We start from the raw sequence: 12,894 nt of genomic DNA on the forward strand, positions 1-12,894 counted from the left end.
CCGGGCGGGCGACACCTATGCCTTCCGACGAACGCGTGCAGAGTCAGCGACACAGCGCGAGCGCAAACATCCCCCGATGCCGCAGGAGATGTCACTGGCACCAGGCTGGTGAGATGATGCCGGGGCGGCACCGAGGGTCTTCTTCCCGATGAAGGGGCCATGCAGAAGTCCGAGCTTTCCGAGGAGGCGGATCCAGCGCCGAGCGCGCCGTGGCGCGTCATCCTCTCCAGCGGAGCAGGCCCCGTGGTGAGCGCCTCCAATCGGCCTGGAGAGGAGGCGCCGACGGTGCCCGGGTTCACGCTGGAAGCGCCACTCGGCGAGGGTGGCTTCGCGGTGGTGTGGGCAGCCCGACGCGACGCGGATGGGGCGCAGGTCGCGGTGAAGATCTCGCGGAACGCCGCGCCGCCCGCCGTCGCGCGCTTCAGGAAGGAGCGGGAGGCGCTCACGTGGGTAGGGCCCCCCTTCGCGGCGCGCGTGCACGACGAGGGCTGCCTCGACGATGGGCGGCCGTACCTGGTGATGGAGCGGCTCACCGGGGCGACGCTCACAAGCCGGCTCGCCGCGCTGGAAGCGCCGCCCGATCCAGCGTGGGTGACGGAGTTCGCGTGCAAGCTGCTGGAGGCGCTCTCTGCGCTGCACGTGGCGGGGCTCGTGCACCGTGACCTCAAGCCGTCCAACATCTTCGTCGCGGAGCCGGGGGAGCGGGTGGTGCTGCTCGACTTCCAGACGCACGGCGCGCAGGCCACGCAAGCCACGCCAGAGCCGACCCAGGCCGTGGACATGGACACCACGGCCACAGCCGCGGTGGTGGGGACGCCCCTCTACATGGCTCCCGAGCAGATCCGGGGCGACCAGCGGGTGGATGCGCGGGCCGACGTGTACGCCTTCGGGGTGGTGCTCTTCGAGATGCTCACGCGGCAGACGCCGTTCTCGGGCGAGGTGGCCGCGGTGGAGCGAGGGCACCTGCTCTTGCGGCCACCGCGGCCCGGAGACTTCGCGCCGGTGCCGGAGGCGCTCGAGGAGGTCACGCTCGCGTGCCTCGCGAAGGAGCCCGAGCGCCGCCCCCGGCTCGGTGAGCTGCGCCGGCTGCTCCAGGAGGTGAGCGCCGCCCCTTCGGAGAGGGGCGCCACGCCCTCGCAGCCGAGGCCGAGCACGAGGGCCGACGGCGGCAAGCTGGCGCCGCGGCTCATGGGCGAGAGCAGCCAGCCGGTGGTGCTCCTCGCCGTGGACGTGCAGGGCGCGCCGGCGGGCATCGTCTCCGCGATGACCGCGCGCCGCGGGATCGTCGCGCGCCGGCGGGGGACGCGCTACGTCGGCGTGTTCTCGGGCAAGGACCTGGAGGACCCGGCCCGGGCAGCGCTCGCCGCGGCGCGGGAGATGGTGGGCAGGCACGGTGCGCGCGTGGCCCTGCACCTCGCGACGGTCACGTTGCGGGCCGGCGCAGGCGGGACGCTCTCGGCCTACGGAGCGCCGCTCGAACGCCCGGAGGAGTGGATACCCGCCGAACCGTGGGGCGGGGTGGCGATCACCCCGGCGCTGTCACAGCACCTCGGCCCCTCCTCGGGCATCACCAGCACGGGCACCACCCCCACTGGCGCCACCCTCACTGGTGTCACCCGCACCGGCGCCACCAGCACCGGCGCAACCGCCACCCTGGACACAGAGACGACCGGCGTGCGCAACGCAGGCACCGACGCAACCGGCGCAACCGGCGCAACTGGCGCAACTGGCGCAACCGGCGCAACTGGCGCAACCGGCGCAACCGGCGCAACCGGCGCAACCGGCGCAACCGGCGCGACCGGTACGACCGGCACGACCACCGCGGGTGCACACGGCGCGTCACGCTGGGGAGACGCGACCCCCACCGGGTTGATCGCCACCGCTGCGATGCTCAGGCAATCGACGGGCTCGACGGGCTCGACGAGCACCACGGACGTGTCCCTCACGAACACGACCGGCACCACGAACCTCACGGCCTCGCTGGACGACGGCGACACGCAGACGGTCGCCCCGCGGGACGACACGCTGCTGGGCCGCAGCCGGGCGCTCGGCGAGCTTCACGCCAGCGTGGAGGCCGCCTTCGACGGCACGTGCCCCGCGCTCCTGACGGTGCTCGGAGACGCCGGGCTCGGCAAATCACGGTTCGCGGGCGAGGCCGCACGGGCTGCGCGCGCGGCTCGCGTGATGCACGGCGATCACCCGGAGCGCGGAGCGGGAGCCACGCCCGACACGCAACCCGACACTCAGCCCGGCACTCAGCCCGGTGCTCAGCCCGGTGCTCAAGCCGACACGCAACCCGACACGCAGCCCGGTGCTCAGGCCGAGCCGCTGGTGATCGAGCTGCAGGCGGCTCCACCCGCGGCCGTCGCGGAGATGGGGCCGGAGGGCGCGTGGCTCCTGCGGCGGCTGCTCGAAGGAGGCAGGCCGCAGAAGGGCGTGAGCGACGAGCTGTGGCCCATGATCGAGGCCGCGGCGTTCGAGAACAAGCCAGCCTGGGGCGTCCCGGCGGCTGCCACGCGCCACGGGCTGGTCAGGGCGATGTCCGCCGTGCTGCGCGCAATGGCGCGGGAGCGCCCGGTGGCGGTGATCCTGGACGACGCGCAGTGGGCCGACGACGCGGTGCTCGACGCCCTGGAGGCCGCCACCCTCGACGGCGCGGGCGTGCGGCTCTGGGCGGTGGTGGTGGCCCAGCCGCGGCTCGTCACCCAGCGGCGCGCCTGGGGAACGCGCAGCCAGCGGCACACGCAGATCACCCTGGAGCCGCTGGAGGAGGCCGCGGGGATGGAGCTGTCGGCGCGCCTGCTCGCCCCCGCCGAGTACCCATCGGCCGAGGCGCTGGGGCACCTCTGGGCATGGGCAGGAGGCAACCCGGCGTGCCTCGAAGAGATTGTGCGGTCCCTGAAGCGCAGCGGCGCCGTGCGCCCCCGGCCGGGCGGCAGGAGCTACTACCTGGCGGCGGCGGCGCTGGATCAGGTGGAGAGCGCGCCGGGGTGGCAGTGGCTGGCGGCGCGGCGCCTGGACATGCTGACGCCGGAACTCGCGGCCTGCGCGCGGCTCTGCTCCGCGCTCGGCCCGTCGTTCAGCCGCGCGGCGCTGGAGAGCGTGCTCGCGGCGGCGGAGCGGGACGGGGCCCCGGGCTCGCCGGTGGACGCGGGCATGGCGCTCGCCGCGCTCGCCGAGGGAGGGCTGCTGCGACGTGGCGCGGACGGACAGTACGCCTTCCAGAACGCCGTGATGCAGGACGCGATCTACCGGGCCATCGACCCTGGGCAGCGGGCCTCGGTGCACAGGTACGCGCTGGAGCACTGGGAGGCGCGGATGAGGCGTGGAGAGGCGTCCACGGCCCACGTGGAGGCGATCGCCCACCACGCGGCGGGCTGCGGGGAGATGGAGCGGGCCGCGGAGGCGTGCGCGCAGCTCGGCGACGTGGCGGCGCGGGCCCACCGGTACAGCGAGGCGGAGCAGCGGTACACGGCGACGCTCGCGATGGGCGCAGAGGGCGCCGACGGAGAGAGCCGGCGCAGGGCCGCGGTGCTGCTCGGACGCGGCAAGACGCGGACGCGCATGTCGCGGATCGCCGAGGCCCGGGAGGACCTCGCGGCAGCGGTGACGGCCGCGCGCGCGGCGGAGGACGCCCAGGTCGAGGTGGAGGCGCTCCTCGAAGACGCGACGGCGCTCGACTGGCAGTACGCCTTCGAGGACTCGGCGCGGCGCGTGGACGAGGCGGCCGCAGTGCGGGCGCGGCGGGGGAGCGTGGCCGGCGACGCGTGCCTCGGGCTCCAGCTCGAGGTGGCCGAAGGCCGGACCCTGTGGCGCCGCGGGGAGAACCAGGCCTCCATGGCGAAGCTCACCCAGGCGCTCCAGTCGCCGCGGCGCACGGGCGACGACGAGCCGCGCCGCATCGCCCGGGTGATGCTGGCCTTCGAGCTCGCCCGCGCCGGGCGCCTCGACGCGGCCGAGGCGCGCTTCGCCGAGGCGCTCGCGGAGGCGAACACCTCGGGGGACCACTTCCACCTGTGCAGCGCCTACATCAACCGCGTGGCGCTGTGGACCGCGCGGCAGGCGCCGGATCGCGCCATCCAGGACCTGGAACACGCCATCGAGATCGCGCGGGAGATCGGCAACCCGGAGCTGGAGCGCTTCGCCTCGTACAACGTGGCCTCGCTGCTCTACTGGGCGGACCGCCAGGACGAAGCGCTGCCCCTCGCGCGCCGCGCGCGCCTGCTGGAGGAGCGCTTCGCCGACGGCCCCGCCTACTTCGGCGCGCTGCTCCTCGCGGAGATCCTCCTGGCCATGGGCCAGCTCGGGGAGCCCGCCCAGCTCGTCACCTGGATCGCGGCGCACTGCCCCCCTTCGCCTGAAGACCACCCGCGGTGGTGGGCCATCCGCAGGGCGCTCGCAGAGCTGGGCGCACCGGGCATGACCCCCCCCGAGGAGGACTGGAACGCGATCCTCGCCGAGTCGGTGCGGGTGTCGCCGCGCGAGGGCGTCCTGCTGCGTCTGTACTGGCGTGCACGCACGGCGGCACACCGCGGCTGCTGGGACGAGGTGGCCTGGTGTCTGCAAGACGCTGATCGACGTCGTGGAGAACACCCCGTGTGGCAGACCCGCTTCGAGGCACTCGGGCGGGAGCTGGCAGGCACGAGGGGACGTTGGTGAGCCCCGGCGGCCCTGAGGGGCCGCAAATTCTTCGGAAGAAAGAGAAGAGCGATGAAACTTGGCATGTTGACATGGGTCGGCGCAGCGATGCTCCTCGCGGGGTGCATGGCCGCACCGGAGGATGAACCCTTCGACGAAGGGAGTGACGACGAAGAGGCGACCGCGGAAGCCGTCTCGGCGGCGCGCCCCGAGGGTCCGCTCGGCGTGAACGGGATGAACCCGGTGGACTTCTGGAAACCCGAGAACCAGCAGGCACTGCGGACCCTCGGGCAGTCGGCGCTGGTCGGCGCAGACGGAGCGCTCGTCCCCTCCAGGCTGCGCGGCACCGACGGCGGCAGGAGCGTCCTCGGCTATGCGCTCAAGTGCGCGCTCGACGCGGGCGACGGCGTGGAGGACGAGTCCGGGACGCTGTTCCCGGGGCGGATGGGCCTCGCGGCCGCGTGGAAGACCCGCGGCCTCGACGCCGGTGAGCAGCGCTGGGTGACGGCGTGCTTGCTCCAGCACCTGAACGGTGTCGGCGCCCACGTGCCCATCCTGCTGCTCGGCAACCACCCGGCCCTCGACCGCGGCGACGGCCTCTCCACCCAGTCGTTCGGGGTGCCGGACGCGACGGCGTTCGGCAACCTGTTCACGAGCAACGGGAAGGCTTACGTCTGCGCCAACGTCGGCCTCCAGCTCGCGTGCGGCGTGGGCCTGAGCCTGAGCAGCCTGCAGCGGCTCTGCGGGCTGTCGCCGACGTGCGGGATCAACGTCCTCGGCCTCTGTGCGCTGAGCTGCGCGTACGACGCGGAGGGCGACCCCTCCTGCGGCCTGCTCCTCGGGCCCTCGTACCCCGAGGCGATCGCCACGCGCCTGGAGACGTCGACGTTCGTGTCGCTGTACCCGCTCTGCAGCGCCCCCTGAACGGAGCGCGGACACCGCGCTGACGTGCCCCGAGCAGGGCACGAGCGCGGCGTGAAGGTGGCTCGAAGGTGGCTTGAACGTCGCGCGGACCTGGCCCGAACAGGGCGCACGATTTGCACGAACCGCGAGCCGTACGGGCGCGTGGCGGGCGCACGGAGGTACGCTTCAGGGAGGCGCAACGGCGTCCCGAGGCAGGGGCATGAGGCCCTCCAGCATCGGCCTGCATGCGTCGCTGAGGACAGGAGTCCTCATGTGCGTGGCAGGCATACGTGCCTCGCCGCCCGCCGCGCCTCGTCACTTCTCCTCGCATCTCTTCGCATCTTTTCGCATCTCCTCGCCCCTCGATGCAGCTCGTCGCGGCTCAGAGCATCGTCTGTGCCTGTCTGTAGGTCAGCGAGCGCCACACCCACTCCACCGGCCCGAAGCGGTAGCGCCGTAGCCACGCGTTGCAAAAAGCGACCTCCGCCACGTAGATGGCGACGACCATCAGCATGCCCACCCCGGGGCTCACGCGGTCGTACAGGCCGAGCCCGTAGCCGTAGAACAGCAGGCCGCAGATCAGCGACTGGAGGAGGTAGCAGGTGAGCGCCATCCGCCCGGCCGCAGCGATCGTGGCGAGCCACGGGCGCACCCTGACCCGCTCGTGGAGGAGCACCACCCACGCGCCATACGCGAGCGCCTGGAGCACCACGATCGCGGGCCCGAAAGACCCCATCACCTCCACGAGGACCCGCCCGAGAGGGGAGAGCTGCCCCTGGCGGGGGCGGAGCATCATCTCGGCCACAGAGAAGGCGATCGCGAAGGCGAGCCCCCAGCGGGCGACGCGCCGGAGCGCCTTCAGGTGCTGCTGCGGCTCCTGCACGATGCCCGCGCGCCACACGAGCACCCCGACCAGGAAGGAGAGGGGGACGGCGTGCGCGATGAGCGCGAGCGTGGGGATCTGCTGGATGTAGTCCGTGATGCGGTAGCGCGTGACCTCGACGAAGCCGCCGTGGCCGTAGACGCGGAGCGCTTCGAGCGCCTGCTGGCGGTACACCTCCATGTCCGGAGGCGCGGAGGGCGCGCCCCCGCTCGCCGTCACCAGGTGCCACACGCTCATGAGCACCGGCAGCGCGACGAGGAGCCCCGTGCAGATCGCCAGGGTGCGCGTGGTCCGGGCGAGGAGGAAGAGCAAGAGCGGCCCGAAGAGGGCGTAGAGGTGGAGCACGTCGCCCATCCAGAGCAGCACGAGGTGCGCGACGCCGATGAGAAAGAGCACGGCGAGGCGACGGGCGGCGAGCGGATAGAAACGACCGCCGGCCGCGACCACGCGCTCCCGCTGGAGCGCGAGCCCCACGCCGAACAGCATGGAGAAGAGGGTGAGGAACCTCCCGTTGAAGAGGAGCATCAGGAGGAGATCGACGCCCTGATCGGCAGCGCCCTGCCAGCGGTCCGGGTGCACGAGGAAGACCATCGGGTGCGTGCGGAACCAGTAGCTCAGGTTGACGGCGAGGATGCCGAAGAGCGCGACGCCGCGGAGGACATCGAGCACCCCGAGGCGATCGCGGGGCGGGGTGGGGTCGAGCGGCGCCTCCGGGTGCACGGTGGCATGGTGGCACAGGAGGGCAGTGCACGACGCGGCGACTCGCCTGTAACCTCCGCGCCGATGCAACCCGACCGCGACACCCTCATCCGGCTGGACAAGCAATACGTCTGGCACCCGTACACGCCCATGCGCCGCTACATCGACGACGTCGATCCGCTGGTCATCGCGCGCGCCGAGGGGGCACGTCTCCACGACGTCGACGGCAAGAGCTACATCGACGCGAACTCGAGCTGGTGGGTCGCCACCCTCGGCCACAACCACCCCCGCCTGGTGGAGGCGCTGCGTCGCCAGGCAGAGACCATGTGTCACGTGTCCCTGGCCGGGGTGACGCACCAGCCCGCGGCGGAGCTGGGCGAGGCGCTCGTCAAGGCCGCGCCCAGAGGCCTCTCGCGGGTGTTCTACAGCGACAACGGCTCGACCGCCGTGGAGGTCGCCATCAAGCTGGCCATCCAGTACTGGCGCAACGTCGGGCGCCCCGAGAAGCGGCGCTTCGTGGCGCTGGAGGGCGCCTTCCACGGCGAGACGCTGGGCGCGACGAGCCTGTGCGGCGTGGAGGTGTTCCGACGGCCGTTCGCCGGAGCGGTGATGGAGTGCCTGTTCGTGCCGCCGCCGTCACCGGAGGAGCCGCGGGGTTTGGCCCACGAGAAGGCGTTCAAGGCCCTGGAGGAGGCGCTCGCGCAGGGGCGCTCGGAGATCGCCGCGGTGGTGCTGGAGCCCCTCGTGCAGGGCTCGACGGGCATGCGCATGTACGACCCCGAGCTGCTCCGGAGGGCGCGGGCGCTGTGCGACGCGCACGAGGTCCTGCTCGTGATCGACGAGGTGTTCACCGGCTACGGGCGCACCGGAGGGATGTGGGCCTGCGCCTCCGCCGGCGTGACCCCCGACGTGATGTGCGTGGGCAAGGGCTTCACGGGCGGGATGCTCCCCATGGCCGCGACGCTCGTGAAGGAGACGCTCTTCGAGGCCTTCCTCGCCCCGGAGAACACCTTCTATTACGGCCACTCCTTCTGCGGGAACCCGCTCGGCGCCGCGGTCGCGCTGGAGGTCCTGCGCGTCTTCGAGGAGGAGCAGATCCTCGCCCACGCCGCCCCGAAGGCTGCGCGGATCAAGCAAGCGTTCGAGGAGATGGGGCAGCTCCCGGGCGTGTCGAACGCGCGCGCGCTGGGCATGATCGGCGCGCTGGACCTCCGACCAGGTGCCAGTTACCTGGGGGACCTCGGGTGGCGTGCGTACGCAGAGGCGCGGCGCCTCGGGGTGTATCTCAGGCCGCTCGGCGACGTGATCTATGTGGCACCTCCGCTCACGATCGCCGAGGAGGTCCTCGACGAGTTGCTCGAGGTGGTCCGGCGAAGTGTGCTCTTTGCCCTCGGCCAGGGTTGACGGGAGTCGCTGCGGTTCGAACAGTCTCCGAAGGGAGGTGAGGCAGGCGATCCAGGAGCCACGCGAGAAGCGGGCGCAACCAGGAGCGCGTGCTAGAGGGAAACCAAACCCTGAGCGACGTCGTTCGAGCGACTGTCGCACCCTGGAGCCACAGGTGAAGAACCGACGCGCGAGGAGCGGACCTGCAGGCGCCCCCACAAGTGGAATAGCAGTCAAGCAGTCTGGCGAGGTCTGTGCATCCAGGGAGGGCATGGTCCCCCCCCATCAGCTTCAGACCGTCAAACGGGGTGCACCGATTGCACGGGATACGCGAAATTTGCGCTGGCCTGCCATGCGGACCGGCACGCGAAGGGGGAGCGGGCAGATGGGCTCATTTGCAAACCTACGGGGGGGCCCGTATGGTCGGTCCATGGCGGGAACAGCCGTTGTACCCGTGGGTACCATCGGGGATGACTCGGCGCAGGCGACGCAGATGGAGTCGTCAGGGAAAGCCTCGATCCCACCGATCCCCCCCGCCGACGAGGAGAGGACCCTCCCCAACGGAGCGAGCATCGACACGCTCGTCCTGGAGCGGGCGCCCCGGATCGAGTTCCCCGCGCCCACGGGTCCGAGCCTCGGCTCCACCGGCGCCCTCCCTCCCGAGGAGTCGACGGCGGAGGACGGGATCCTGCTCACGCCCGCCGATGGCAGCCTGATCGGCGGCATCTACCGCGTGGATGGGCGCCTCGGTGAAGGCGCGATGGGCGTCATCCTCCTCGCCAAGGACGAGCAGCTCGAGCGGCCCGTCGCGATCAAGCTGCTCCGCTCCGAGCAGATGGATCACCCCTCCATGCAGAGCCGCCTCCTCGACGAGGCGCGCGCCATGGCCAAGGTCCACCACCCGAACGTCGTCGAGATCTACGCCTTCGGCGAGCACCACGGCGGGATGAGCGGGCGCGATAGCTGGCCGCCCGCCTCCCTGCACGGCAGCGCGCCCTACTTCGTCATGGAGTACGTCGACGGCCCCACGGTCGACGCCTACGTGCGCGGCCGCGGCGGCCCTCCCCTGCCCCTCGACGAGGCCCTGCACCTGCTCGACCAGATGTGCCTCGGCGTCACCGCCATCCACGAGGCCGGCATCGTCCACCGCGACATCAAGCCGAGCAACATCCTCGTCGGCCCCGGGCGCCGCGTGGTCGTGGCCGACCTCGGGCTCGCCAAGAAGGTGTCGCCCGACGATCAGAACCGCCCCACCTTCTCCGGCACCCCCGCGTACATCGCTCCCGAGGTCGCGCTGCGGCGCACGGTGGATCGCGCCTTCCTGCCGCGCGTCGACGTCTACGCCCTCGGCCTCATCGCCTACTGGCTCCTCGTCGGCCGGCTCCCCTTCGAGGGCCGCAACCTCATCGAGCTGTTCAAGCAGCACGCCTACCGCGCGCCGCCGCCTCCCAGCGAGCTGAACCCCACGCTCCCCCCCTCCTTCGACGCCCCGCTGCTCGCCGCCCTCGCCAAGGAGCCCGAGGAGCGCACCGCCACGGCCGAGGAGCTACGCTTCGCCCTCCTCAAGGCCCGCGAGGACGCGCCGCTCTCGTGGATGCCCATGCGCGTCATCGTCGCCGACGACAGCCCCGACTTCCGCTCGCTCGTGGCCATGGTGCTGGAGGCCGCGCTCCCGCGCGCCGAGGTCATCTCGGTGCCCGACGGCCAGGCCGCGCTCGAGGTGATCCAGGAGAAGCCGCCGGCCCTCGCGGTGGTGGACCTCGACATGCCCGGCATGGACGGGATCGCGCTCACCGAGGCCGTGCGCGCGCTGCCGACCGGCGGAGACTTCCCGATCATCGTGGCGACGGGCAGCGGCGGCGCCGCAGAGTGGCAGCGCCTGTCGCGCCTCGGCGCCTCCGCCTTCCTGGTGAAGCCCTTCGACGCCGGGCAGCTCGTCACCCTCGCCCGCGGCCTGCTCGGCGACCTCGCCGAGGCCCTCTCCAAGCGCTGAAACCACGCTGACACCGCACCGAGGCGCGTTCCAGGCGCCGGTCCACGCCGCCCCGAGCTATTCGGGCGTGGGCTTCTTCTTCTTGCGATCCGTGACCAGGACGGGGATGACCGCGAGGAGGCTGATCCAGATCGCCAGGAACTTCATCTGGAAGAGCTGCTCGAAGATGCTGTCGAACCGCTCCCCCATGGTCTCTTCATGCCTCACCGAGCGCGGCGGCCCGGGAGCGCGCGGCGCAGGGGGCGCGGACACCGAGGCCTCCTTTGGGGGCGGAGGCTCGCTCGGCCCCTCCTCTTCGTCCCGCGCGGCCCTCTCGATGCGCTCGGCCACCGCAGCGCCCAGCGCTTGCCGCTGCTCCGGCTCCACCACGAGGGGCTCGTGCTCCTCGGGTGCCTCCCACTCCTCGCGCGCGCCCGAGGGTGTTCCTGAGGGCGCTCCCGCAGCGGCGGCGGACGGCGGCGCTTCCCCTGTCGCGGCCCCGGGCGGCGCGATGCGCGCCATGGCGATCGCCACGGGCGACGCGACTGCGGCCGAGGGGTTGAACGGTTCGTAGCGCGGGAACACGCCGAGGGGTGCGCCCGCGGTCGGCGACTCGAGCACCACGCGCACGGGCAGGTAGAGGCGCGTCAGCTCCTCGACGGGGATCTGCTCGCCGCGGCCCTCCGGCGCCGGGGCGAGCTTGGCGCGCGCCGCATCGATCGCCGCCTGCTCCGCCTGGATCGCCGCCTTGCAGCCGGGGATGGTCGCGTTGAAGTCGAGGTTGATCGCGCTCTCCGAGCGCCGGTCCTCCGGATCGAGCACCGTGCACTCGCGCACGATGCGGCGCGCGTCGGGCCCGCGGGTCCGGTGCAGGACGGCCAGCTCCACCTCCTCGCGCCCCTCGACGCTGCGCGACACGTCGGCGCGGGTCAGGTAGCGGTAGCGAACGCGCACCGCCGGGCGCCGCGCATCGAGCGCCGTGTCCACCGCGACGACCGGCTCGCGCTCGAACGCATCGCCCTTGACGCCCGCCACCTCGCGCTTGCTCACCAGCACGTGCGACTTGCGGAGCGCCGGGAAGACCGAGAGGATCTGCTGCCGGACGCGCTCGGAGATCACGTAGTCCGTCGCGCCGGCGTCGACGTAGACGTACCCCTCGAAGCTCACGAGCGGCTGGTGCTCGCCCTCCGGAGCGCTGGCGCCCGTCGCGTTGTCTCCGCCCCCTCCCTTGCTACAGGCAACGAGCATGACCGCGCCGAACGCGAACAACAACCGCGGAGGTACGGACATGACAGGTCAGTCTACCCCGGGTTCACGCGTTCACGCGAGACAAGCCGCACGCGCGACGGCTTTGCGAACCAAGATCCTGACCATCTGTCGGCGCCAGATCACGTCATCGTCGAGGTTCGTGAGGGGTTTGCACTCTTTGAAAGCGGCCTCGGCCAGGGCGGAGGGCAGCCCGTCGACGGGGGAGCCCACGGGCACAGCCAGAGCGGCGCGGAGCCGACGCGGGCGGGCGCCAAGTGCCGAGACCACCACCTCGATCGCCCTCACCGACGTGGGCTGCCCCTCATCCCCGTCGTTCAGGTCCACCCGCGCCGCCACCGAGAGCAGGGGAAAGTCGATGGCCCCGCGGCGCCGTAGCTTCTCGAACGCGCTGCGACGCCCCGCCGTGATGGGGATGGCCACCCGGACCACCACTTCGCCGGGGATGAGCACCGTGTTGTAGATACCGTCGGCCGTGTAGAAATCGGCGGCCGGGACCCGCCGCTCACCGCGCGGCCCGAGCAGCTCGATCTCCGCGCCGAGTGCGATGAGCGCCGGGGCGGAGTCGTTCGAGGCCGCCGCCACGCACTTCTGACCGCCGCGGACCACGTGACACTCCGTGCCGTCCTTCTTGAGGCAAAAGCCCAGCGACTTCCGCCAGAAATAGGTCTGGTTGTAGTAGCGACAGCGCGTGTCGAGGCAGATGTTGCCGCCCAGCGTCCCCATCGCCCGGTGATGAGGCCCTCCGACCTGGGCGGCAGCCTCTGCGAGCGCGGGCGCCGCCCGCTGGACGACCAGGCTCTCGGCGATCTCGGCGAGGCGCATCCCCGCGCCGACGAGCAGCCGCTCCCGGTCTCCCTCCCCGCCGGGCACGCGCTCCAGGTGGATGCCGCGCAGCTCCTCCAGCCGGCTCACCGACACCACGCACTCCGGCTCCACGAGCCCGTGCTTCATGTTGGGGAGCAGATCGGTGCCGCCCGCGATGATCCGCGCCTTGTCCCCGAGCTGCGCGAGCAGCGTGATCGCCTCGTCGAGCGTCCGCGGCCGGTGGTACTTGAAGATGGGCAGCGGCAGCATGGCCCCTGCTCACTCCGCCGCGGCCGGGGCAGCGCCCCTGCCTCCCTGCACGCCCGCCGCGCCCGCCGCGCCC

The 12,894-nt window shown here is 72.3% G+C and carries 7 protein-coding genes; 4 read left to right on the forward strand and 3 right to left on the reverse strand.

Going from position 1 to position 12,894, the window contains the following annotated elements; genetic code table 11:
• Nucleotides 1-159 precede the first annotated feature (159 nt).
• Nucleotides 160-4,659: a serine/threonine-protein kinase gene (locus CAP_RS20590; RefSeq protein ID WP_052375570.1), complete on the forward strand. Its 4,500-nt coding sequence runs from the start codon at nt 160-162 to the stop codon at nt 4,657-4,659.
• Between the two features lie 51 nt (nt 4,660-4,710).
• The gene (locus CAP_RS20595) at nt 4,711-5,562 is read left to right on the forward strand and encodes a hypothetical protein (protein ID WP_197041274.1); all 852 of its coding nucleotides are present in this window, start codon (nt 4,711-4,713) and stop codon (nt 5,560-5,562) included.
• Between the two features lie 361 nt (nt 5,563-5,923).
• Here the strand turns inward: CAP_RS20595 and CAP_RS20600 are convergent, their stop codons facing one another.
• Nucleotides 5,924-7,144 carry a DUF418 domain-containing protein gene (locus CAP_RS20600; RefSeq protein WP_044243682.1) on the reverse strand — a complete coding sequence of 407 codons (1,221 nt, stop codon included), beginning with the start codon at nt 7,142-7,144 and terminating at the stop codon, nt 5,924-5,926.
• Between the two features lie 63 nt (nt 7,145-7,207).
• On the opposite strand from CAP_RS20600, the gene bioA reads away from it, so the two are divergent.
• Both bioA and CAP_RS20610 read left to right on the forward strand, forming a co-directional pair.
• A complete protein-coding gene (gene bioA / locus CAP_RS20605) occupies nt 7,208-8,527 on the forward strand; it encodes an adenosylmethionine--8-amino-7-oxononanoate transaminase (protein WP_044243684.1) in 1,320 nt (439 codons plus the stop codon).
• Nucleotides 8,528-8,936: 409 nt separating this feature from the next.
• Nucleotides 8,937-10,499, forward strand: a complete 1,563-nt coding sequence (locus tag CAP_RS20610; RefSeq protein WP_197041275.1) for a protein kinase domain-containing protein — start codon at nt 8,937-8,939, stop codon at nt 10,497-10,499.
• A 57-nt stretch (nt 10,500-10,556) separates the two neighbouring features.
• Here the strand turns inward: CAP_RS20610 and CAP_RS20615 are convergent, their stop codons facing one another.
• The gene (locus CAP_RS20615; RefSeq protein ID WP_156040985.1) at nt 10,557-11,768 is read right to left on the reverse strand and encodes a hypothetical protein; all 1,212 of its coding nucleotides are present in this window, start codon (nt 11,766-11,768) and stop codon (nt 10,557-10,559) included.
• Nucleotides 11,769-11,798: 30 nt separating this feature from the next.
• Nucleotides 11,799-12,821, reverse strand: coding sequence for an FAD binding domain-containing protein (locus CAP_RS20620; RefSeq protein ID WP_044243693.1), 1,023 nt, complete (start codon nt 12,819-12,821; stop codon nt 11,799-11,801).
• Nucleotides 12,822-12,894 lie beyond the last annotated feature (73 nt).

Origin of the sequence: Chondromyces apiculatus DSM 436 (genome assembly GCF_000601485.1) — a bacterium.
In the GTDB taxonomy this organism is placed as follows: Bacteria; Myxococcota_A; Polyangia; order Polyangiales; family Polyangiaceae; genus Chondromyces; species Chondromyces apiculatus.

Coding starts and splice junctions, on each gene's coding strand:
- bioA (WP_044243684.1), top strand. CDS start 7,208: ATGCAACCCGACCGCGACACCCTCATCCGGCTGGACAAGCAATACGTC.
- CAP_RS20615 (WP_156040985.1), bottom strand. CDS start 11,768: ATGTCCGTACCTCCGCGGTTGTTGTTCGCGTTCGGCGCGGTCATGCTC.
- CAP_RS20590 (WP_052375570.1), top strand. CDS start 160: ATGCAGAAGTCCGAGCTTTCCGAGGAGGCGGATCCAGCGCCGAGCGCG.
- CAP_RS20595 (WP_197041274.1), top strand. CDS start 4,711: ATGAAACTTGGCATGTTGACATGGGTCGGCGCAGCGATGCTCCTCGCG.
- CAP_RS20620 (WP_044243693.1), bottom strand. CDS start 12,821: ATGCTGCCGCTGCCCATCTTCAAGTACCACCGGCCGCGGACGCTCGAC.
- CAP_RS20610 (WP_197041275.1), top strand. CDS start 8,937: ATGGCGGGAACAGCCGTTGTACCCGTGGGTACCATCGGGGATGACTCG.